23 protein-coding genes and 1 riboswitch are annotated in these 24,125 nt (G+C 27.6%); of the genes, 20 read left to right on the forward strand and 3 right to left on the reverse strand.

Annotated features, from left to right (window positions below; all coding sequences use genetic code 11):
* The first annotated feature begins 22 nt into the window (after positions 1–22).
* Together TVTCOM_RS03575 and TVTCOM_RS03580 are read left to right on the forward strand one after the other, a co-directional pair.
* On the forward strand, positions 23–1,171 hold the full coding sequence (locus tag TVTCOM_RS03575) for an ABC transporter permease (RefSeq protein WP_434798478.1): 1,149 nt from the start codon (positions 23–25) through the stop codon (positions 1,169–1,171).
* The gene (locus TVTCOM_RS03580; protein WP_434798479.1) at positions 1,155–2,267 is read left to right on the forward strand and encodes an ABC transporter permease; all 1,113 of its coding nucleotides are present in this window, start codon (positions 1,155–1,157) and stop codon (positions 2,265–2,267) included. The genes TVTCOM_RS03575 and TVTCOM_RS03580 overlap by 17 nt, the downstream gene beginning before the upstream one ends.
* Before the next feature lie 64 nt (positions 2,268–2,331).
* Here the strand turns inward: TVTCOM_RS03580 and TVTCOM_RS03585 are convergent, their stop codons facing one another.
* On the reverse strand, positions 2,332–3,039 hold the full coding sequence (locus TVTCOM_RS03585; protein WP_434798480.1) for a hypothetical protein: 708 nt from the start codon (positions 3,037–3,039) through the stop codon (positions 2,332–2,334).
* 204 nt (positions 3,040–3,243) lie between these two features.
* Here TVTCOM_RS03585 and TVTCOM_RS03590 point away from each other — a divergent pair, with 204 nt between their 5' ends.
* The 5 genes from TVTCOM_RS03590 (at position 3,244) to TVTCOM_RS03610 (ending at position 7,965) form a co-directional block, all read left to right on the forward strand.
* Entirely contained in the window at positions 3,244–3,456 is a 213-nt protein-coding gene (locus tag TVTCOM_RS03590) for a hypothetical protein (protein ID WP_434798481.1), read from the forward strand.
* 142 nt (positions 3,457–3,598) lie between these two features.
* Complete coding sequence (locus tag TVTCOM_RS03595; protein ID WP_434798482.1) at positions 3,599–6,007, forward strand: beta-glucosidase; 2,409 nt, start codon at positions 3,599–3,601, stop codon at positions 6,005–6,007.
* 69 nt (positions 6,008–6,076) lie between these two features.
* On the forward strand, positions 6,077–6,259 hold the full coding sequence (locus tag TVTCOM_RS03600; protein ID WP_434798483.1) for a hypothetical protein: 183 nt from the start codon (positions 6,077–6,079) through the stop codon (positions 6,257–6,259).
* A 398-nt stretch (positions 6,260–6,657) separates the two neighbouring features.
* Positions 6,658–7,344 carry a hypothetical protein gene (locus tag TVTCOM_RS03605; protein WP_434798484.1) on the forward strand — a complete coding sequence of 229 codons (687 nt, stop codon included), beginning with the start codon at positions 6,658–6,660 and terminating at the stop codon, positions 7,342–7,344.
* Between the two features lie 111 nt (positions 7,345–7,455).
* Entirely contained in the window at positions 7,456–7,965 is a 510-nt protein-coding gene (locus TVTCOM_RS03610) for a GNAT family N-acetyltransferase (protein WP_434798485.1), read from the forward strand.
* Between the two features lie 96 nt (positions 7,966–8,061).
* Here TVTCOM_RS03610 and TVTCOM_RS03615 read toward each other — a convergent pair whose 3' ends face one another.
* Positions 8,062–8,706, reverse strand: coding sequence for a Crp/Fnr family transcriptional regulator (locus TVTCOM_RS03615; RefSeq protein WP_434798486.1), 645 nt, complete (start codon positions 8,704–8,706; stop codon positions 8,062–8,064).
* Positions 8,707–9,085: 379 nt separating this feature from the next.
* On the opposite strand from TVTCOM_RS03615, the gene TVTCOM_RS03620 reads away from it, so the two are divergent.
* The 6 genes from TVTCOM_RS03620 (at position 9,086) to phoU (ending at position 14,162) form a co-directional block, all read left to right on the forward strand.
* Positions 9,086–9,949, forward strand: coding sequence for a RelA/SpoT domain-containing protein (locus TVTCOM_RS03620; protein WP_434798487.1), 864 nt, complete (start codon positions 9,086–9,088; stop codon positions 9,947–9,949).
* A 135-nt stretch (positions 9,950–10,084) separates the two neighbouring features.
* Positions 10,085–10,924: a phosphate ABC transporter substrate-binding protein gene (locus TVTCOM_RS03625; RefSeq protein WP_434798488.1), complete on the forward strand. Its 840-nt coding sequence runs from the start codon at positions 10,085–10,087 to the stop codon at positions 10,922–10,924.
* A gap of 62 nt (positions 10,925–10,986) precedes the next feature.
* Complete coding sequence (gene pstC / locus TVTCOM_RS03630) at positions 10,987–11,889, forward strand: phosphate ABC transporter permease subunit PstC (RefSeq protein WP_434798489.1); 903 nt, start codon at positions 10,987–10,989, stop codon at positions 11,887–11,889.
* 1 nt (position 11,890) lies between these two features.
* Positions 11,891–12,712, forward strand: coding sequence for a phosphate ABC transporter permease PstA (pstA, locus tag TVTCOM_RS03635; RefSeq protein ID WP_434798490.1), 822 nt, complete (start codon positions 11,891–11,893; stop codon positions 12,710–12,712).
* 14 nt (positions 12,713–12,726) lie between these two features.
* The gene (pstB, locus tag TVTCOM_RS03640; RefSeq protein ID WP_434798491.1) at positions 12,727–13,485 is read left to right on the forward strand and encodes a phosphate ABC transporter ATP-binding protein PstB; all 759 of its coding nucleotides are present in this window, start codon (positions 12,727–12,729) and stop codon (positions 13,483–13,485) included.
* Positions 13,486–13,502: 17 nt separating this feature from the next.
* On the forward strand, positions 13,503–14,162 hold the full coding sequence (gene phoU / locus TVTCOM_RS03645) for a phosphate signaling complex protein PhoU (protein ID WP_434798492.1): 660 nt from the start codon (positions 13,503–13,505) through the stop codon (positions 14,160–14,162).
* Positions 14,163–14,332: 170 nt separating this feature from the next.
* Here the strand turns inward: phoU and TVTCOM_RS03650 are convergent, their stop codons facing one another.
* Positions 14,333–14,644 carry a rhodanese-like domain-containing protein gene (locus TVTCOM_RS03650; RefSeq protein ID WP_434798493.1) on the reverse strand — a complete coding sequence of 104 codons (312 nt, stop codon included), beginning with the start codon at positions 14,642–14,644 and terminating at the stop codon, positions 14,333–14,335.
* A gap of 226 nt (positions 14,645–14,870) precedes the next feature.
* Here TVTCOM_RS03650 and TVTCOM_RS03655 point away from each other — a divergent pair, with 226 nt between their 5' ends.
* The 7 genes from TVTCOM_RS03655 (at position 14,871) to TVTCOM_RS03685 (ending at position 23,681) form a co-directional block, all read left to right on the forward strand.
* A complete protein-coding gene (locus tag TVTCOM_RS03655; protein WP_434798494.1) occupies positions 14,871–17,348 on the forward strand; it encodes a CoA-disulfide reductase in 2,478 nt (825 codons plus the stop codon).
* 124 nt (positions 17,349–17,472) lie between these two features.
* Complete coding sequence (gene trxA / locus TVTCOM_RS03660; RefSeq protein ID WP_434798495.1) at positions 17,473–17,781, forward strand: thioredoxin; 309 nt, start codon at positions 17,473–17,475, stop codon at positions 17,779–17,781.
* Between the two features lie 328 nt (positions 17,782–18,109).
* The gene (locus TVTCOM_RS03665) at positions 18,110–19,465 is read left to right on the forward strand and encodes an SH3 domain-containing protein (protein ID WP_434798496.1); all 1,356 of its coding nucleotides are present in this window, start codon (positions 18,110–18,112) and stop codon (positions 19,463–19,465) included.
* Positions 19,466–19,650: 185 nt separating this feature from the next.
* The gene (locus TVTCOM_RS03670; RefSeq protein ID WP_434798497.1) at positions 19,651–20,640 is read left to right on the forward strand and encodes a flavodoxin domain-containing protein; all 990 of its coding nucleotides are present in this window, start codon (positions 19,651–19,653) and stop codon (positions 20,638–20,640) included.
* 109 nt (positions 20,641–20,749) lie between these two features.
* Positions 20,750–20,856: riboswitch (SAM riboswitch) on the forward strand.
* A gap of 102 nt (positions 20,857–20,958) precedes the next feature.
* Positions 20,959–22,278, forward strand: a complete 1,320-nt coding sequence (locus TVTCOM_RS03675) for a Na+/H+ antiporter NhaC family protein (protein WP_434798498.1) — start codon at positions 20,959–20,961, stop codon at positions 22,276–22,278.
* Positions 22,279–22,544: 266 nt separating this feature from the next.
* Positions 22,545–23,372: an undecaprenyl-diphosphate phosphatase gene (locus TVTCOM_RS03680; protein WP_434798499.1), complete on the forward strand. Its 828-nt coding sequence runs from the start codon at positions 22,545–22,547 to the stop codon at positions 23,370–23,372.
* A gap of 45 nt (positions 23,373–23,417) precedes the next feature.
* Positions 23,418–23,681 (forward strand): hypothetical protein, encoded by a 264-nt coding sequence (locus TVTCOM_RS03685; RefSeq protein ID WP_434798500.1) that lies wholly within the window; start codon positions 23,418–23,420, stop codon positions 23,679–23,681.
* Positions 23,682–24,125: the final 444 nt, after the last annotated feature.

Here is a 24,125-nt window from a genome sequence, read left to right on the forward strand (position 1 = left end):
TAGCAAATAAGGAGGTTAAAATTTGATTTTATCAACTCTTATAAAAAAAGAAGTTAAACAGTTTTTTAGGAGTAAAATTAACGTAATTATCATGCTCATATTCCCAGTAATACTTATTTTTATAATGGGACAATCCCTTAATGGATTTATGAGCATGAATAAAAGCATATTTAATAATAAGGTTATATATTATAGAGTAAATGCTCCAATTGAAAACGAGGTTGACTTGCAACGTTTCTATGATTTTATGATTCATTTTGAAAAAAACACAAATGTTAAGTTTATAGAAAAAAACAATTATAAAGAGGCAACAAATGATGTAAATAATAACAAAGCAATTTGCTTTATGGATATTTATGATAATGATATTAATTATTTTAGAAATGAAAAAAAAGAGAGTAAAGAAAGCATAGTATTTAGAAATTTATACGAACAATATATGAAAAAATATACTTTTCTACAATCAATTTATAAATCAAATCCTCAACAAATGAAAGATGTTTTAGATTATGAAATTAGAATAGGGTTAAAAGATGAAGATATAGATAAAAAACCAGTAAACTCCTTTACATATTACACCTTTGCAGAACTTATTTTAATTATTTTATACATATCCAACCTTACGTCCATATCCATGTATAAGGAGCAATTTTTACATACAATGAAAAGACTTAAAATCCCTAACACAAAGAAAATCAATATATTATTATCAAAGATAGCTCTAGGAATAATTGTAGGTGCTTTACAGATAATCATAGTTTATATAGTCAGCACTAAGTTTTTTAATGTAAGTTGGGGAGGAAATTTATTATATACTTTTATAGTATTAATTTCTCTTACAATATTTAGTTCTGTACTTGGAATATTTATGGCGATGATTTTCTCAAGTGAAAAAACTTGTTATATGGTAAATAATACATTGATTATAATTATGGGGTTTTTAGGCGGTTCTTATGTACCAATTTATTTGGTAAAGTCAGAGAGAGTTACAAGTTTTCTATCTGAAATTATGCCAAGTTATTGGGCAAACATATCTATACTTAGCTTAAGTTATAATATAAAAACAAAATATTATATTATTTCCATACTTATTGCCTTGAGCCTATCAGTATTAATGCTCATTTTAGGAAACTTAATATCAAAACTAAAGGCAGGTGGAAGTTTTGATTAGATTAATAATAAATACAATGAGAGTATTGATGAAAAATAAAAGTTATATAATAGTTGGAATCATTATACCTGTCTTTATAGCCATATTTTTTAGTTTTGAATTTACAGGAGAGCATAAATTTAAAGTAGGTGTAATAGACAATGATAACTCCTATTCGTCTAAGGAAATAATAAAAACTATTGATGATTTGGAAGGTATTCAAAGTATAAAAATAAAAGAAGAGGATTCTGAAATTTTATTAATAACACAGCAAATTCAAATGACTGTGACTATAGATGATGATTTCCAAAATAAATTACTAAACTCACAAGATAATGAAATAAAAATTAAAACTATTAATGAAAATGATGTGAAATTAGTTGTTCAATCCATGATAGATATGAAATGTGAAGATATGTCTATGATTGGAAAAATGAGCAAGGGAGATATAAATAAATTTAAAGAAATAAACCAAGATTACAATGATAAAAACACAATATTTAGTTTAAATGATGTTAATGAAAAAAGACCAGAAATAGGAAGCTCATTGGGATTAATTATATTTATCATATTTATTGTAGCTGGAAATATATCAAGTTTTTTAATTAAGGCTGAAGGAAATAAAACAAAAATTAAGACACTTAGTCATGGAATTAGTAAATGGAAATATTATCTCTCGTTAATAGTTGCTTTTTATATAATGTCCTCCATGACAATTTTAATATATTATGTTATATTAATAATCTTTAATATAGATTTCGGTATGAAAAATAGTATAAACTTCTTAATTGTTATGCTGTTACTAAATCTTGTTGCACTAAGTTTTAATTTGTGTATAGTTAGTTTTACTAGAAGTAGATATACATCATCAATGTTAAATATACTTATAATAATTCCATGTTGTATGTTGGGTGGAATATTTTGGAATTATAATATAATGCCTGAAAACTTTCAAGTAATAGGAAAATTTATGCCAACTAGATGGGTTTATATTTGTATAGAAAATTTACAACAAACTAATGATTTAGGTAGTATAAATACATACTTAAATGCAATGATGATTTTATCAGTAATATTTTTTATTATAAATTTTGTTAAATTAAAAGTGAATAAATAAGTTTAAAATTATATAATAAAGAAAAAGGTTGGACTGTGTAGCAGTTCAACCTTGAATTTTTTTGCTAACTTTCTTTGTTATCAGAGTTGAAGGTAAAGTACAATCCTTTAGTAACTACATTAGGTTTATTATTTAAAAAATCACAAAGGGTTTGGATAATACCCAAAGTATCTGAATTAACTACGCCAACAATTCTTTGTTGTATAAGTAATTCATAGTAACTATTATCCACGTCTTTTATTGGAAAAAGCGCATTAGGAGCGTCGACATAAGCCTCCACTCCAGTAAGTACTTTTCCATCTTTATCATAAGCTAACTCCAAATAATCTTTTGGTCTAGTTGCTAGATTAATAGAATATTTCTTTTCACCACAACTTACATGAACCTTGTAATTATCTTTAAACTGTGCACTGCAAGGGTTGTTTTTTGAAATATCATCTTGATTAAAAATTTCTTTAATTTTATTGTTTTCAAATTTGTATATTACTCCAATTTCAAATCCACCAGAACCACCGAAACTACCTCTTACCATTATTTCATCTTTTCTATCATTTGTAAAATCTCCACAAAATAGCTGCATATTATAACCTGAATAAGGTAATTGTATATTAACTGGATATCCAGCCTCAGGTTTTACAACTAATTCAAGATTTTGACTATAAGAACTGTTTTCATAAGGGAAAATTCCTACTAAAATTACTTTATCCTTTGAGTTTTTATCAACTATATTTGCAGACAAACTATCTACAATAACTTTATTAGAATCAGACATAATAACCTCCATCTAAATTAATTTTATATCTTCTTCTAACTTATGAAGTAAAACTATCTTATGTTAATACTATTAATAATATGCTATATCAACTTATTACACAGATTATATTATTGTGAAACTGGTAATATTAATAAGATCATTGAGTTATAGCAAAAATAAAACTATAATATTATTTAGTTAAGTTGCTAGGAGATGAGAGAATTGAAAAAAGATAGGATAAGAATACTATATAAAAATAATTTTGAAAGAATAGTAGAAGAAAGTAATGTTAGAAATTTTAGATCTTTAATAGATTGGATGGACGATTTTAATGAAGGAAATGCGGTTCCATCTTTAGTTTTATTTGGTAGAGACTTGGGAAGTAACTTTTCCATTAACAAAAGTAATGTAAAAATAATTGAATTTATGGATTAAGAAATAAAAAGGGTTATAACAAATTAAAATAATTGTAATAGCCCTTTTATATATGTACATAAAAATAAATTTAACAAACTATTATAGTCATAAACATAAGATATAACATAAGAAAAAATTAGTTGTATTGGGGGGAGAGAATATGAACTTGTATGAAGAGGCTTCTTCCATAGTCAAAAAACTTTCTTTAGAAGAAAAGTGTAAATTTTGTTGTGGAGTAGATTTTTGGCATTCATTTGGAATAGATGAAATAAATATCCCATCAATTATGTTATGTGATGGACCTCATGGTCTTAGAAAAGAGGATCCAGATAGTTTTATGTTTATGAGTCCAAAAGTTATAAAATCAACTTGTTTTCCAACGGCTACAGCTTTAGCTTCTACCTTTGACGAAGAATTAATAAATCGCATGGGAAAGGCATTAGGAGAGGAATGTAGAAAAGAAGATGTGGCAGTACTTTTAAGTCCAGGAATTAATATAAAAAGACTACCTATTTGTGGTAGAAATTTTGAATATTTTAGTGAAGATCCGTATTTAAGTGGAAAAATGTCAGCATCACTTATAAGAGGAATACAAAGTAAAGGTGTAGCAGCTTGTTTAAAACATTTTGCAGGAAATAATCAGGAAAAATATCGTATGACTATTAACTCAATTATTGATGAAAGAGCTCTTAGAGAAATATATTTAAAAGGATTTGAAATAGCTATAAAAGAGGCTCATCCCTGGTCTGTAATGATGGCATATAATAGGCTAAATGGACAGTATTGTTGTGAAAGTAAATATTTAATACAAGATATACTTAGAAATGAATGGAGTTATAAAGGATGTATTATTAGTGATTGGGGAGGGGTTAATGATATTATTCCTAGTATAAATAATGGATTAAATTTAGAAATGCCTGGATATAAAGATGATTATTATACAGTTTTACAAAAAGCTGTAGAAAATAACAAATTAGATGAAAAAATATTAAATAAGTCTGTTACAAAAGTAATTGAACTAATTTTAAAGTGTAAGGAAGGTAAAAAAATACCATATAAATGTAATTTTAAAGAACATATTGATTTGGCAGAGGAAATAGCTGAAAGTAGTGCAGTATTACTTAAAAATGATAATAACATTCTCCCGGGAAATAATTTACAAAAAATTGGAATAATAGGAAGGCTTGCAAAAGAGCCTGTATATGAAGGGTTGGGTAGTTCATATGTTAACCCTAATACTATAGATAATGCATATGATGTATTTGTAGATAATAATTGTAATATAAATTATTCAGATGGATATTCTTTAGAAAATGATGAAATTGATGAAGTTTTGCTAAAAGAAGCTATAGAGGTGGCAAAAAATAAGGATATAGTATATTTGTTTATAGGTATTCCTAAATATTATGAAGCAGAGGGATATGATCGTAAAAATTTAAAATTACCAAAGTCTCATGATAATTTAGTATATGAGATTAGCAAAATTAATAAAAACTTAGTAGTAGTACTACAAGGTGGTTCTGTTATGGAAATGCCATGGAGTCATATACCTAAATCCATTTTACTAACTCATTTAAGTGGTTGTAGAGGAGGAAATGCAACAGTAAATTTATTATTAGGAAAGAAAAATCCATCAGGTAAGTTAAGTGAAACTTATGCAAATACCTTAGAAGATTATCCAGTGATGCAATTTTATCCTGGAGATAATAATTATGTTGAATATAGAGAAAGCATATTTGTTGGGTATAGATATTTTGATAGTGCACATCTTAATGTAAAGTATCCTTTTGGTTTTGGACTTTCTTATACAACTTTTGAATATAGTAATATGAAAATAAAATATAATAATGACAATAATATGGAAGTATCCATAACGATAACTAATACAGGTAAGATGGAAGGAAAAGAAGTAGCTCAACTTTATATTTCTTGTTTATCATCAAAATTATTTAGAGCAAAACAAGAATTAAAAGGATTTAAAAAAATAAATTTAAAACCTAAGGAAAGTAAAGAAGTAACTTTTATTTTAGATGAAGATTGTTTTGCTTATTATAATATTCAAAATTATCAATATGAAGTTGAAGAAGGGCAATATGACATAAGTATTGGTTCGTCATGTAGAAATATTAAATTTTCTACAATAATAAATAAAAGAGGAAATAGTGTAAAAACTATTGATTATAAAGCAAAATCTCCATCTTATTATGAATTCTATAAAAACAAACTAAATCCAAAAGAGGAAGAATTTAAAAATATATATAACAAAGAACTACCAATTATTGCAAATGAAATTTATCCATTTACTACAAATTCTACAATAAATGATATCAAAAATACTTATGGTGGTGATTTAATTATATCTGCCATAAATAAAAAAGCATATAAATTTATAAGTGGAGATAAAGCAATGGAAATGGCAGTAAAAGAATCACTAAATGATCAACCCTTTAGATTAATGGTTATGGTAACTAGAGGAGCAATAAATCGTAAATCAATACAGGGATTTGTAGATTTCCTAAATAAACATTATATTAAGGGACTTTTACAAATTTTAAGAAATAGGAAATGACTTTGAAAGAATAGAAGATATTTTTATTGGATAAATTATAATTAAAATATCATCAAGGAGAGTCACATTATGGATAACAACAAAAATAGAATGAAAGACAGACCGAAATCAAATGCAGAACTTAGAAAAATGTATTCTGAGCATGGAGCAGACATTGGAATAGAAAATGGACAAAAAATAGGTGCTAGAGATTGTGGCACAAATAAAACTAAAACTGAAAAACTTTATCATAAAGCTAAGAAAAGAGATTAACACATAAAAAATCGTATCAATTTAATTTTGATACGATTTTTTATGTATTAAGATTTAATAATTGATAGATTTTTAATTTGTAAATTTAGTAAACACATTTTATAAAAGTTAGATATTAACACTTGTAATATTCTCAACTATTATTACATATTATCAAGTAGTTTTTACTATACGAAATGGGGGAGGATAATATGTCAATAGCGCATAAAATAAACACTTAAAGTCAAATTATGACAATTATAAGGTAAAGTCTTAATAAATATATCTTATTTAATCACTTTTAAGATGAAAGAATCATATAAAAGTATATGAGGAAAGAACTTTATTGTCTATTTTAGAATTTAGGCCATAAATAAAACCTTAATTGTATATAAATGTAATTACGAGGAGGAGTTTGCGTGAGTGTTGATTTGAATGAAAAAATAAATGGAAAGTACTGGATAAGAAAAATTATTAAGGAAAATAATGGGTCTATCTTAAATGAAAGAATAATTAATAGAGATACAAGAATTGAGTCTATAGAATGGTTATCACCTCTAGAAAATGAGAATTTTAGAGAGTATATGCTAAATTCACCTTCTCTACTAGAAAAGTTAAATGACAATGGATTTCCACTAAAAAAAGAAGATTTAAGATTTTGGCCACAAAGAGAGCCTGTTTGGGATGGAATCGGCTTGGCAACTGTGAAAGATTCACAGGAAAAGATGATAATTTTAGTAGAAAATAAAAGTAGTATTAAAGAATTAAGAAGTAAGTTAGCATCTACAAATGAGAACAATAAAAGATTAATATTAGATTCAATGAAAGAAACTTATGATGAGCTTGGAATAAAGGGTGATTTTAACAAATGGTTTAGTACTTATTACCAAGTAGCTAATAGATTTACTTTTATGCACCAACTTATGAAAAAAGGATATAAGGTAAAGTTAGTTTTTCTAAATATTGTTGATGATCATATGTATAAAAATATATCTAAGGCTCAATGGGTAGAAGAATATTGTAAAATGCTAAATGAATTTATGGGAGACAGATTTGTACCAAGAGATGTATTAATTATTGATTTAAATGTGCATGAAGAAAAATAAAAGACTAAAAAACGTATTGTTAATTCAATACGTTTTTTGCATAAAATAGAGGGGATTACTGGTAATATGGTGAAATAACTATATAATATTGAGCGAAAAGGAAGTGTTATTGTGGAAAAGCAAGAAATTCAAATAAAGTTAGCTTACGATGAAATTGATTCAATAAAAGAGCTATTTACAGAATACAAAAATATGTTAGTAGAAACGTATAAGGACGTGGAAGGTGTAAGCTCTTGTTTTAGAAGTTTTCAAGAAGAATTAGATACTTTAAAAGATAAATATGCATTACCAAAGGGGCGATTATATATTGCAAAGTATAATGGAAAAATTGCTGGTTGTGCTGGACTTAGATCTTTAACAAATCATTGTTGTGAAGTAAAAAGGTTATATGTAAGAAATGAGTTTAGAAGTTTAGGTATAGGGAAATTACTTATGGAATACATAATTAGAGCTGGAAAAGAATTAGATTATGACGTAATAGTATTAGATACATTCTCCCACTTGGGAAGGGCAGTAGATTTATATTACAAATTAGGATTTAAGGAAATAAAAGAATATTATAACAGTCCCATAAAAGATGTAATTTATTTGGGGCTAGACTTAAAAAATAAATCTAAATAAAAAATGAGTAGTAATGATGTGAGTTGTAATATACTAGAAATATAAAAGAGTTATCCCAACATAGTTATAGTTGTTGAAATAACTCTTTTTTAATTACTATAAATTAATAAGTTTAATTTTTCCTCTAGAAACTTCTATTTTTCCCTCTTTTTCAAACTTCTTAAGTATACGACTAATAACTTCTCTAGATGAGCCTAATTCGTTGGCTATATTCTCATGAGTAATATAAAGCATATTTGAATCCTGATATCTACTTTGTTCTAATAGATAATCAGTAATTCTTTCATCTAAGCTAAAAAAAGTTGCTTGTTCTAATACATACATTACTTCGGATAATTTGTCTTGTGTAAGATTAAGAATATAGTTCATAACGTTAATATTAGATTGGGACAACTTTTTTAATAATGAACTATCAATAATTATAGCACTAGCATCATTTTGGGCCTCTAAATTTACATCATAAGTTATATTTTGAAATGCGCAGGAAGCCGATAACATACAAACATCTCTGTCATATAACTTAAATAAAGTAATTTGTCTACCGCTAGGGGCAGAAATGAATACTCTGAAATTTCCACTCATAGTAATTAATAATCCTGTACAAGATGAATTTTTAGAATGAACTAATTCACCTTTTTCGTATTTGCCTACAGAGCTTTTTGAAATTAATTCATTTTTTTCATCATCATTTAAATCCTTAAAAAAGGGAAGTGTTTCTTTTAAATAATACTCTTTATTCATTATATATCCTCCAAAATTATTTTTTCAGGATTGATTTAATATCAAATATATCTATAACTTGACATATTGATAATAATACACTGGCAAATAATATTACCTTAACTAAGTGTAAATCTTGTAGCCATAACATGGCAAGTGATTTTTAGGATTTGTTGCTTGAACTTTATATAATACATATGGGAAAAATTCACCTAATAGTAGGGTTAAAATGTTTAATATGTACTTATTTAAACATATTATATCCTTTTATTCTGTGATAAAGTCACGAAAGGAGATTATCAATATGTGAATTAAGAATATAATAATAAGGATAAAAAAAATATAAATATGCATAATTATAAGGTAAAATAAAAATAGATATAATTAGCTGGAGGAGAAAATGATAAATAAAGAACAGTTTTTCAATATGTATAAAATAGATGAAGAAGAGCTTAAAAAAGAAAATATAAGTTGGAAAGACTTAAAAGCAATACATGATGATTTTATCGATTCAAAAAAAAATTACGAAACGCAGGCTGATTTAATTGCAAATATACTCAGAGCTCAGCCAAAGGTTCACTCAGTAAAAACTAGAGTAAAAGATATGAGCCATTTAATAGAAAAAGTTATTAGGAAAACTCCTGAGAGAAGAGCTAAATATGGACAAGATTTTAATTTTACAGTAGAAAATTACAAAGATGAAATTACGGATTTGCTTGGAATAAGAGTAATACATATATTTAAAGAAGATTGGGAAGAAATACATAATTTTATAACTAATATGTGGGATGTTATGGAGATTGTGGCTAATGTAAGAGAAGGAGATGACACTAAAAAGTTTGATGAACAGGGAATCGCTGTTTGTTCAAGACCATCAGGATATAGATCAGTACATTACTTAGTTGAATCTTATCCAACTAATAAAAAGCTTATTACTGAAGTTCAAGTTAGAACTATATTTGAAGAAGGTTATGGAGAAATAGACCATCAACTTAGATATTCTCATGAAGATATTCCAGAACTTTTAGGACAAAATTTAATGTTATTAAATAGAATTGCAGGAAGTTCTGACGAGATGGCATCTTTAATTAATAGACTAAGTCAAAGTATCCAAGAAGTAGAAAATAAATTTAAAGCAAAAATAAATGAAAAAGATAAGAAAATAGAAGGTATCAAAGAAAAGATTTATGATAAAGAATCAATTTCTGATACTGACAAGAAAAATTTAATTAATGAAATCGATGATATATTAAAAATAAAATAAGACATCAAAGGATGTCTTATTTTTTTGAGTTAAGTTGAATTTTTGCTTTTTAAAATATTAATCTTTTTACCTGGTTATACTAATGATAATTTAAAATAATAAATTATTTATTACATAATAATGGAGGTATAATATATGTCAAAAAAAACAAAATTAATTACATTGTTTTTATGCTTATTAACAATGATTATATCTACAGCTTGTAGAAAAGGTGAAAGTCCTGAAAACTCTAATTCAAGTACTAGTAGTATAACTGTGTCAGGATCAACATCCGTAGGGCCTCTTATGGAAAAAGAAGCAGAAAAATTTCAAGAAGCTAATTCAGGCATAAAAGTTGAGATAAATCAATTAGGTTCTTCAGCAGGGATAAAAGATGCAATAAATGGAACGGTTCAAATTGGTATGTCATCTCGTGATTTGAAAGATCAAGAAAAAGCAGAAGGTCTTACAGAAGTTGAAATTGCTTATGATGGAATAGCTATAATCACAAATAAAGCTAATAATATAAAATCTCTTACAATGTCACAAGTAAAAGATATTTATACTGGCAAAATCACAAACTGGAAAGAACTAGGTGGGAAGGATAGTGAGATAGTTGTTGTTTCAAGAGAAGACGGTTCTGGAACTAGAGATGCTTTTCAAGAAATAGTAGGATATACATCAGAAGAACTTACTAAAAATGCTCAAATAGGTGATGGTTCAGGAAATATAAAATCAACAGTAGGTGGGAATGAAAACTCTATTGGATTTATATCTTTTGAATATATCGACGATAAAATAAATGCTTTAAATATTGATGAGATTGAACCAAAGGCAGAGAATGTAAAAAATAAATCTTACAAAATATCAAGACCATTCTTATTAATATATAAAGAAGAAAATTTAAAAGATAATGGAAATAAATTAATAGATTTTATATTAAGTGAAGAAGGACAAAAAATTGTTGAAGAAAATGGACTAATAAGAATAAAATAATATGATCAATAAATCCTCCTTTATTAATCTAAGGAGGATTTTATACATCTAAGGAGAGGCCTATGAATGGAAATATTAATCGTGTGAATAATAATTCAAATAAAAATAAATATTTAATAGAAAGCCTTACATCAAAGATTTTTTTATTAAGTGCATTTATTTCTGTAATAAGCTTATTACTTATAATAGGCTTTGTTTTTTATAAAGGTTCCATACCATTTATATCTAAAGGATATTCCTTTATTGATTTTTTATTAGGAACAGAATGGGTACCATCTGCAGATAAATTTGGTATATTACCTATGATATTAGCTTCAGTATATGCTACATTAGGTTCTTTAATTATAGGTGTTTCTGTGGGAATTTTAACTGCAACATTTATAGTAGAAGTTGCCCCAAGATCCTTGAGTAAAATAATTTCACCAGCAGTAGAGTTATTGGCAGGAATTCCATCAGTATTATATGGAATATTTGGTTTAGCATTTCTCGTTCCTAATATACAAAAAATATTTAATTTACCAAAAGGTCAAAGTTTACTAGCAATAATTATTGTTTTAGCCGTAATGATGTTGCCTACTATAATTACTGTGTCAGAAACAGCAATAAGAGCTGTACCTAAATCATATAAAGAAGCATCTTTGGCGCTGGGAGCATCAAAAACACAAACTACTTTTAATATAATTCTTCCAGCGGCAAAATCAGGAATTTTAGCAGCTGTAGTACTTGGAGTAGGGCGTGCTATTGGTGAAACTATGGCAGTTATATTGGTAGCAGGAAATTCACCGTCAATTCCAAAGTCAATAATGGATAGCGTAAGACCTCTTACTACAAATATTGTTTTAGAAATGGGATACGCCTTTGGAACACATCAAGAAATGTTATTTGCTACAGGAATTGTGTTATTTATATTTATTATTATACTTAACCTAATACTAACCATGATTTCTAATAGGGAGGAAGACTAATATGAATAAAACTAAAGATAACATATTGAATGCTCTAGTATATTTGTGTGCAATATTTACAGTAAGTGTTCTTATATTAATAGTAGGTTTTATATTTTTAAATGGTATAAAATTGATTAGTCCATCCTTTATATTTGCAAATTATTCTTCTAGTAATGGTGGAATTAAGCCAATGATTGTAACTACATTATATGTAGTATTATTATCCATATTAATAGCAACTCCTATTGGAATATTATCAGCGGTATATCTGCAAGAATATGCAAAACAAGGAAAGATAGTTAAAATAATTAGATTTGCTACAGAAAGTTTATCAGGAATACCATCCATAGTTTATGGATTATTCGGAGGAATTTTTTTTGTAGTAGCTCTTAATTATTCTTATTCCATATTATCAGGAGCGCTTACTGTGTCTATTATAATTCTACCTATTATAATTAGAACTACAGAAGAATCTTTGAAAACTGTACCTGACAGTTATAGAGAAGCGTCTTTAGGATTAGGTGCAACAAAGTTTCAAACTCTATATAAAATTATTATTCCAAGTGCAATACCAGGGATTTTGTCTGGGGTAATCTTAGCCATGGGTAGAGTTATTGGAGAATCGGCGGCTATATTGCTTACAGCAGGAACTGTGGCACAAATGCCTTACTCACTATTTGATAGTGCAAGAACTTTAACAGTACAAGCATATTTAGTAACAAAGGAAAATGGAGATATAAATCAGGCTTGTGCAGTGGGAATAGTTTTAATAGTAATAATATTAGTTCTAAATTATATTGCTAAATTAATAAGCAAGAAGTTTAATAAAGCTAATTACTAAAGAGAGGTGTTAAAATGTCACAAGATATTAAAATAAGTGTAAGAAATTTAGAATTATTTTATGGTGATAATAAAGCTTTAAAAAATATAAGTATAAATATAGAAGCTAATGAAGTAACTGCTTTAATTGGTTCATCTGGATGTGGAAAATCTACCTTTCTAAGGACTTTAAATAGAATGAACGACCTTATTGATAATGTGAAAATTACTGGAGAAGTTAGGTTAGACGGAGTAGATATTTATAAAGATGACGATGTTATAGAACTTAGGACTAAGGTGGGAATGGTATTTCAAAAACCAAATCCATTTCCAATGAGTATTTATGATAATGTGGCATATGGTCCAAGGATCCATGGCATAAAGGATAAAAAACAACTGGATAAGATTGTTGAAGAAAGTTTAAAAGGTGCAGCTATCTGGGATGAAGTTAAAGATAGACTTAAATCTTCAGCCCTTGGGCTGTCTGGTGGCCAACAACAACGTATTTGCATAGCTAGAACTATTGCTCTTAAGCCTGAAGTTATACTTATGGATGAACCAACTTCAGCACTAGATCCTATTTCAACATTAAAGGTAGAAGAACTTATAGAAGAAATGAAGGATAAATTTACAGTGGTAATAGTAACTCATAATATGCAACAAGCGGCAAGAATTTCTGATAAAACAGCATTTTTTCTAAGTGGAGATTTAGTGGAATTTGATAACACAAAAACAGTATTTACAAATCCCAAAGATCAAAGAACGGAAGATTATATTACAGGTAGATTTGGATAAAAATAAGGAGTGTTTACATGAAAAATAATGATAATAACTTAGGTTTAAGTATAAATTCTTTAAAAGAAACTACCATAGAAATGATAGATAAGTGTGAAAATATTGTTGAAGAAGCTGTAAATGCAATGGTTGAAAAAAATATAGAAAAATCAAAAGAAATAATAGGATTAGATGATGATATAGATGATTTAAGAGGATACATAAGAGAACAAATTATTGAACTTATTGCCCTTAGGCAACCAATGGCAAAAGATTTAAGAACTATATATTCACTTAGCATTATGTCTACAGAGCTTGAAAGAATAGGTGATTATGCTGTAAATATTGCCATGGAAACAATTAAAATAGGTGAAGATGAGTACGTGGAAGAGTTGATCGATATACCTAAAATGAAGAGAGTAAGCATGGATATGTTAAAAAGTGCAAAAGTTGCTTTTATAAATAGTGATGTAAAACTAGCTCACAAAACTGCTTTACAAGATGATATAATAGATGATTTATATAATGAAGTATATATAGATTGTATTTCTGCAATGAAAAGAGATGAAAGAAATATACCTCAAGCAGTAAGACTACTATTAGTTGGACGTTTTTTAGAGAGAATAGGAGATCATGTAACAAATATTTGTGAAATGATAATATACTCTATTAAAGGCGAAATGCTTGAGTTAGACTAAATCAAAAAAATCTGTAAAGGAATGATATGATATGCTCCCTTTATAGTAGACAGGTAAAATAATAAAACTGTCACTATGAAGGGAGCATATTTTATGAGAAGAAAACATCATTACTTATCATTTTAATTTAATTATGTAGATTAATTACTTCAAATGAAGTATATGTAATTTTATAGATAATTAAAATAACCAATAATACCTTGTGTTAAATTGTATAAATGCTTAAATCCATATTCATCTAATAAATGGGCGGCATAAATACTTCTTTTCCCAGAACGACAGTAAATAATAATTTTTTCGTCTTTATAAGGTAATAAGTGATTTATTTGTGAATCTAAATCACTTATAGGAATGTTTATAGCATTAGGAATGCGACTTGTATTATATTCTGCCTCTGTTCTAACATCAAGTAAGATAAGTTTTTCTTTATTATTTATCATATTATTTAGCTCTGATGAACTTATATCTTCATATATCTTCATTGAAAGGTCTCCTTTAAATATTATTTCACAATTGCATTAATATATTAATTGTATATATAAATCTATTTATAAAATAATTACCCACTTATTATTATTTGCAATCTTAATGATATAAAAAAATAAATAAAAAAATTTCGTTTTATGTGACAATGTTACAGTCGAAAAAATCTTATTCCTATATATTGTAAGTATTAAGTAGTATTTATAAAAATGAGGGGGTTTTATAATGAGTAAGAAGATAATTATAGTTGGTGGTGTAGCAGGTGGTGCATCTACAGCAGCTAGACTTAGAAGATTAGATGAAAATGCAAATATTATAATGTTTGAAAAAGGAGAATATATTTCTTTTGCTAACTGTGGGCTTCCCTATTATATTGGGGGAACAATAAGTGAAAGAGATAAGCTAATAGTCACAAGTGTAGAATCTATGAGTAATAAGTTTAACATAGATATAAGAAATTTTAGTGAAGTTATTAAAATAGATAAGGAAAATAAAATAGTAACAGTTAAAAATCACAAAAATAATGAAACTTATGACGAAACTTATGATGACTTAGTTTTATCTCCAGGGGCAAGTCCTATTAAGCCTCCAATTTCAGGAATCAATGATTGTGATAATTTATTTATTTTGAGAAATATACCAGATACAGATAAAATTAAGCATTTTATAAATATGAATAAACCAAAGCATGTAACTGTAGTTGGTGGAGGATTTATTGGACTTGAAATGTTAGAAAACTTGTATGATTTAGGGTTAAATCTTACATTAGTAGAAGCTAGTGAACAAGTTATGGCACCACTAGATATAGAAATGGCAAGTATAATTCATGAACACATTGTAGATAAAGGCATACAAGTCATATTAAAAGATGGCGTAAATTCTTTTGAAAACAATGGTAAAAAGATAGTATTAGCAAGTGGAAAAGAAATAAATACAGATATGATAATTTTATCCATAGGTGTAAAACCAGAAACAACTATTGCAAAAGAATGTGGTCTTAAACTAAATCTACGAGGAGCTATAGTAGTTGATAAGCATATGAAAACATCAGATAATAATATTTATGCATTAGGTGATGCTGTAGAGATTATGGATTTTGTAAATAAAAAACCTACAATGATTCCTTTAGCTTGGCCAGCAAATAGACAAGGCAGAATAGTTGCAGATAATATTTGTGGTAAAAAATCAGAGTATAAAGGTAGTCTTGGATCATCTGTGGCAAAAGTTTTTGACTATACTGTGGCTACAACAGGAAATAATGAAAAGACTTTGAAAAAGCTAGGAATTGATTATGAAGTAATTCATATTCATCCTTCATCAAGTGCATCATATTATCCTGGTGCTTTTCCAATCTCTTATAAAATGACATTTGACCCTAAGGATGGAAAAATATTTGGAGCACAAGGTGTGGGGATAAATGGAGTAGAAAAAAGAATTGATATAATAGCTACTGCAATAAAAGGTAATCTTAGCATATATGATTTACAAGATGTGGAAGTATGTTATGCTCCACCATACAATTCAGCAAAGGATGCTGTTAATATGTTAGGATATTACGCTGAAAATATAATTGAAAATAATGTAAATGTTATTCAATGGTATGAAGTTGATAAATTAGACAATAATAATTCTATAATTCTAGATATAAGAGAAGAATTTGAATTAGCTACAGGAGTAATAGAAGATTCAATTAATATACCTTTAACAGTTTTAAGACATAGATTAAATGAAATACCTAAGAATAAAATGATTTATGTCACATGTCAAGTAGGACTTAGAGGATATATTGCTTGTAGAATATTATCCCAAAATGGTTTTGATTGTGTGAATATTGATGGTGGAATAAAAACTTATTTAGCTGTTAAAAAAGCAGAAAAAGCTTTAAATAATCAAAATATCAGTAAAAATAATGGGGGAAAAGAAATGAATAAAAATGATTTTAATAAGGAAAATGTAGATGCGCATGTTACTCTAGATGCTTGTGGGCTTCAATGCCCTGGTCCAATAAGAAGAGTATTTGAAGAAATTAATAAAATGGAAGAAAATCAAATACTAGAAGTTAAGGCCAGTGATCCTGGTTTCACAAAGGACATTGACTCATGGTGTGATAAAACAGGAAATACTTTATTAAAATCTGAATTTGATAAAAATAAAAAAGCCTTTGTGGCTTATATACAAAAAGGAAGTAAAGATGTAAAAGTAAATCCTTCTTGCTCTTTAAGCAATAATGAAAAAGATGGAGCTACGATGGTAGTATTTAGTGGTGATTTAGATAAGGCAATTGCATCATTTATAATAGCGACAGGGGCTGCATCTATGGGAAAACCAGTAACTATGTTCTTTACGTTCTGGGGACTTAATATCTTAAAAAGTAAAGACAAGCCATCTGTTTCAAAAGATACTATGGAGAAAATGTTTGATATGATGTTGCCATCAAATACAGATAAATTACCTTTATCACAAATGAATATGGGTGGTATGGGACCTAAAATGATAAAACAAATTATGAAAAAGCATAATGTTGATGATATTGATACATTAATAAAAAATGCAATGGAAATGGGTGTAAAAGTTGTAGCTTGTTCTATGAGTATGGAACTTATGGGTATAAAAGCAGAAGAATTTATTGATGGTGTAGAAATAGGAGGAGTTGCATCTTATTTAGGAGCAACAGAAGAATCAAATCTAAATTTATTTATATAAATATAAAAATGTGTATTTATGTAAAAAATGGGTATATATATTAATAATAATATGGATATAAATCTGTTATTGTAATAAAATATAAATGACAAACAAAATATAGAAAAATATGGAGGATATTTTAATGGCACAAATACTTAATAACGATAATTTTAATACATCAATAGAAAATGGAGTATGCGTAGTAGACTTTTTTGCAACTTGGTGTGGACCTTGCAAAATGTTAGCTCCTGTATTTGAAGAGTTAAGTGGAGAAATGGATACAGCTAACTTCTTTAAAGTTGATGTGGATCAAGCATTAGATGTTGCAAGAACATATGCAATAACAACTGTTCCAACGATGATAATATTCAAAGATGGAGAAGTAGTGGATAAAATGGTAGGTTTCCTTCCAAAAGAGCATATAAAAGCAAAAATAGAAGCTCAATTATAAAAATAAATAACTTAATTATAGATAAAATGGTGATATCTGATAAGATTCACCATTTTATTTTTTTGTCCAATTGAATAAAAATCACATAAAAATAATTGATTTCCACAAATAATATTTATTAAAATTGAATTAGAAAATACATTACTATTTCAAATAGAAAAAGTTACGAAAAAGTTACAAATTTGTATTTTTTTTACTGTCGAAATATAGACAAACTAATATAAAAATGTAATAATAGTATTAATACCAAGTAAATATGTTTCAAAGATGTTACATATTGGAAGGGGGATAGAAATTACAATTTTTAAAATTGTAAAATCGATTAAATATGAGTATAAATAAAAAATATGTAATGGCAGGTATGCTGGCTACAGCGCTAGTAGCACCAATGACCGATGTAACTAACTCTCATGCAGATGATACAAGAACAATAACAGGAAGAGTAAACTTTAGAACTGGACCAAGCAAAGAATATGATTCTATGGGTAAAATAGAAAAAGGAAAAACAGTTACTTACTTAGGTTCAAATGGTAGTTGGAGAAAAATAACATATAACTCAAAAACAGGTTATGTTCATAAGGATTATATATCAGAGGGAACATCAACTTCAACAAGTGAAAAATATGTTAATACTCCTGCTGGTTTAAATGTAAGAAAAGGACCATCAACTAGCTATGCAAAAATAGCAACATTAACTAATGGAACTAAAGTTAATGTAATAACAACAAGTGGTGATTGGTCAAAAATTACTAGTGGAAGTATAACAGGATATGTTTCAAATCAATATTTAAGCAGTAAATTACAAAGCTCAGGAAGCACTTCAGATAATGATAGTAATGAAACGTCAATTACTAAATACGTAGATGCAAGTGTTGGATTAAATGTAAGAAAAGGAGCAGGAACAAACTACTCAGTAATTACTACATTAAGTCATGGAACAAAAGTAACTGTAAAATCAACTAGTAATGGATGGTCAAAAATTACTAGTGGAAGTATAACAGGATATGTTTCTAGTTCGTATTTAAGTAGCAGTAAACCAAGTACTGGTAATGATTCAAATAGTGAAACATTAACTACTAAATATATAGATTCAAGTGTTGGATTAAATGTAAGAAAAGGAGCGGGAACAAACTACTCAGTAATTACTACATTAAGTCATGGAACAGAAGTAGCAGTAAAATCAACTAGTAATGGATGGTCAAAAATTACTAGTGGAAGTATAACGGGATATGTTTCTAGTTCATATTTAAGTAGCAGTAAACCATCTTCAGGAAGTTCTTCAAATTCAAATTCTTCAACTAGTACTTCAGCAAGTAAGGTAATTTCTTTTGCAAAACAATTATTAGGGAAGCCTTATGTATGGGGTGCTCAAGGACCTAGTGGATTTGACTGTTCAGGGTTTACATACTATGTATTTAAAAATACTGCTGGAATAACATTACCTAGAACATCAACTTTACAAAGTAACTATGGAACTTATGTAAGTAGAAGTAATTTAAAACCAGGAGACTTAGTATTTTTTGATACTGTTGGTTCAAACAATGGTGCGGTTACTCACACTGGTATCTACATAGGAAATGGACAATTAATTCATGCAGCATCAGGTCAAGGAAAAGTTGTTATAAATGACATGAATAGTTCATACTATGTAAATGCTTATGTAAAGGCAAGGAGAGTTTTATAATTATCGAAAAGTTAAAAAAATACATATTGGAATTATTAAGTAAATCTTAATAATTCCTTTTTTTATTATTGAAAAAAATATAAAAAACATAAAAATATAAGCTATTTACTCATTTAATAGACGTGGGTTATGAAAAGTGTAACAATATAAGAAAGGAATATGTAATAACTATTCCTAAAAACTAAATGTCAAATAATAAGATTTATTATGAAGAGGTGGATAAAATGAATGTTACTCTTATTTTATATGAAAGTAAGTATGGAACAGGTAAGACTATTGCAAACACTATATGTTCAATATTAGGTCCAGCAAAATCTTTTGACATTAATGATGCACCACGTGATATTAAGTATTATTCCAATATTGTCTTAGTATTTTCTTTGTATGGACACAATAGTTGCGAAAAAATTTTTAGATATATAGAAGAAAATAAAATAGACTTTAGTAAAAAAAGAGTAGCCTTAATATGTATAGGGCTGAATAAACTGGATGGATTAAGTGAAATTAATAAATTGAAGAAATTTGTAAATAAGGAAGGTATTTATAGTAAATTTATAAAAGGTGAAATGTTTATAAATAAGCTTACTAACGATGATAAGGAAAAAATAAAATATTTTTGTTCAAAAGTAGGAATACCATTTGGTGATTTAGGAGAATTTGATTACAATGAAGCCTTAGAATTAGGTAAAGATTTGAGAGAATATTTTAATACACCGCAGTTTATACCTCCAGTTAATATAACTAAAAAAGAAATTGAAACATTTCTTATAAATAAAAATACATGTACACTTGCTACTGGATATGGAGATTTTATAAGAGCAACACCTTTAGAATATCAATATTATGATGGAAAAATATATATAATTAGCGAAGGAGGATTGAAATTTATAGGACTTTCAAAAAATAATAAAATATCTCTTTGTATATATGAAGATTATAAAAATATGAACAACTTATGTGGTTTACAAATAAGTGGAGAAGCAGAAATTGTTCAACCTTGGAGTGAAGAATATTTAGATATATTAAGCAGAAAAGATCTTAAGATTGAAAACATATCAAAGTTACCTTTTGACATGAATATAATAAAAATTACACCTAATAAATATGAATTTTTATATTCAAAATTTAAAAATTTAGGATTTGATTCAAAGCAAATTTATATACCTGAAAAATAGTTTATATCAGTTGTGTATGATATTTTGAAATTTTTGAAAATAAAAAATGTTGACAATAAATAAAAAATATTTTATTATATTACTTATAATTAAAAAACAAATATTTACTTACTTATCAAGAGTGGTGGAGGGACAGGCCCTATGATACCCAGCAACCGATATATATTTATATATAAAAAGGTGCTAAATCCTGCAGCGAAGGCTGAGAGATGAGGAATAACTTAGTTTATTAAAGCTTGAGATTATTCTCAAGCTTTTTTTATTAAGTGTAAAATTATTCAAAATGATAGTAAGTACTACAGGAGAAGGGAGCAAATTATGAGTAATGAAAGACAAAAGGGTAATGCATTTGCATTATTACCATTAGGTGTATTTTTAGTTTTATTTATTGGAAGTGGAATTATAAGTGGAGATTTTTATAAAATGCCTACTTTAGTAGCCTTTATAATTTCAACAGCAGTAGCATTTTTATTTAATAGAAAAGCTGATTTTAATCAGAAGATGGAAGTGTTTTGTAAAGGTGGAGGAAATAAAGATATTATTTTAATGCTTATAATATTCTTATTTGCAGGAGCTTTCAGCGGTGTATCAAAAGCTATGGGTGGAGCTGATTCGGTAGTAAACTTAGGTTTATCAGTAATGCCAGCTAACTTATTAATTACAGGATTATTTGTTATAGGCTGCTTTATATCTATATCAATGGGAACATCTGTGGGAACTATAGCTGCAATAGGTCCAATAGGTGTAGCAGTTGCTTCAAAAACTGGAATTCCAGTAGCCTTAGTTTTAGGTGCAGTAGTAGGTGGAGCAATGTTTGGAGATAACTTGTCGATGATATCTGACACAACAATTGCAGCTACTAGAACACAAGGTTGTGAAATGAGAGATAAGTTTAAGGTTAACATTTTAATAGTATTGCCAGCCGCTATAATTACTATAATATTATTAACTGTAATGAGCAGAGGTGCTGTAAGTGTATCAAATGAGACATATAACTATGAATTAATAAAAGTTTTACCATATTTATTTGTACTTATTGGTGCAGTTATTGGAGCAAATGTATTTTTACTTCTTGGTGGAGGGGTAATATTTGCAGGAACTGTAGGAATAATAACAGGTTCTCTAGACTTATTTGGAGTAATAGCAGCTGTATCAGAAGGAATGGCGGGAATGTTTGAACTTTGTATGATATCTGTTGTAGTTGGAGGTATGGTTGAGCTTATTAAGTTTAATGGAGGAATAGATTTTGTACTTGACTTTATACAAAGCAGAATTAAAAATAAAAAAGGTGCTGAATTTGGGATAGCAGCACTAGTTAGTATTGTAGACTTATGTACTGCAAACAACACTATAGCTATAGTAATGGCTGGGCCAATCGCTAAAAATATAGCAGATGAATATGAAATAGATTCAAGAAAGTCGGCTAGTATATTGGATATATTTTCATCAGTATGGCAAGGAATAATTCCTTACGGAGCACAATTATTAACTGCGGCAGGTTTAGCTGGAATATCACCATTTGCAATAATTGGGTACTTACATTATCCAATATTAATGTTTGTATGTGGAATAGTTGCTATAGGATTTGGACTTCCTAGAGTTAAAAGTAATAAAGGAAAATTAGAAAAGGTAGCATAGCTAAATACCTATTATAAAAAAGTTATCTAAAATATTTTAGATAACTTTTTTTAATTTTGGCAATTGTTCATATGTGAAATGGAGTAGCCAAAGAGATTTAAGAAACATAAGTTTTTTGTTTTTTGAAAAATTTGTAATTTTATTACAAAATGGTAAGTATAAAATTATGAGTCTAAGTCATACTTTATATGGTATACTAGAAAAAGGCCTAAACATTAATTAGGTTTTTTTTATTCAAACAAAGAAAATATAAATGAGGTGAAAACATGGAATGGATAGAAGTATTTAAAGCCATTATATTGGGTATTATTGAAGGAATTACAGAATGGCTTCCAGTAAGTAGTACAGGCCACATGATATTAGTCGATGAATTTCTACAATTAGGTATGTCGCCAGCTTTCAAAGAAATGTTTTTTGTAGTTATACAGTTAGGTGCGATAATGGCTGTTGTAATTTTATATTGGAAAAAGATTTTTCCTTTTAATTTTGATAGAAAACCATTTGTACAAAAAGACATAATTATTATGTGGATTAAAATAGTAATTGCTTGTATTCCAGCAGCAGTAATTGGACTACTATGGGATGATCAAATAAATGCACTATTTTATAATTTCCAAACAGTAGCTACTATGCTTATTATATTTGGTATTTTATTTATAGTAGTTGAAAATCACAACAAGGGTAAAAGACCTAAAGTTACAAATATGAATCAACTTACATATAAAATGGCTATAGTCATAGGATTATTCCAATTAATAGCTGCAGTTTTTCCAGGAACATCTCGTTCAGGAGCAACAATAGTTGGAGCATTATTAATAGGTGTATCAAGAGAAATAGCAGCAGAATTCACATTCTTCTTAGCTATACCAGTAATGTTTGGTGCAAGTTTACTTAAGTTATTGAAATTTGGATTTGCATTTACAAGTTTTGAATTAATTGTACTAGGTGTAGGTACTGTTGTATCATTTGTAGTATCTGTATGGGCAATCAAATTCCTTATGGGATATATTAAGAAACATGACTTTAAAGTATTTGGATGGTATAGAATAATACTGGGGATTATTTTATTAGCATACTTTTTCTTTATGATGTAAAATAATTTGGAGTTTTAGATAAAGCCATGGTAAAAATAAATTACCATGGCTTTTTTTAGTATAGTTTGTCCATTAATAGGAACTCCAATAGGTGTTGCAATTTATGGAGGTTTAACAGGGACAGCATCGGATGTAATTGTTATGTGGTTAAGAAGTAGTGGTAGTAGTATATTTGCAGCATCATTTATTGCAAAGGTCGGAAATAATTTAATAGATAAAGTGGGGACATGTTTATTAGCTGTATTAGTAATTAAATATTTGCCATATACAATCAAAAATTCTATGAAAGATTATGTAGGAAGCAAATAATTAATAGAAAAAGATCTAAGTCGTCTAAAAAATATTTTAGGCGATTTTTTATTATGATTTGTCATAATAGTTTAAATATGTAAGTGTAGTTATGATTGGATAGAATTATAGTAATAAAAAAATTATATAATAAAAATATGTAATTTCATTGACACGGAGTGTATTTTCATTTAGTATCATATTTATGATATAAATTATATATATATTGTTTTATGAAACAGTATATAGTATGAAAATAATTGTATCAATCATTGTTAAAATGGTAACAATGATTTTAAAAGAGTAAGGTCAAAATAAATATATAGCGCCAGGACTTAAAATTATACTTTTAAGTTGACGAGGACAGAGTTAATCGAAATTATCGGCGGATGCTCTGCGGTGTATTTACCATCGAAGAATCTTTTTAAATAACTGAAGTGATTCAGTGGACAAAGAAAGATTTGA

Origin of the sequence: Terrisporobacter vanillatitrophus, assembly GCF_051148895.1 — a bacterium.
Taxonomy (GTDB): domain Bacteria; phylum Bacillota; class Clostridia; order Peptostreptococcales; family Peptostreptococcaceae; genus Terrisporobacter; species Terrisporobacter vanillatitrophus.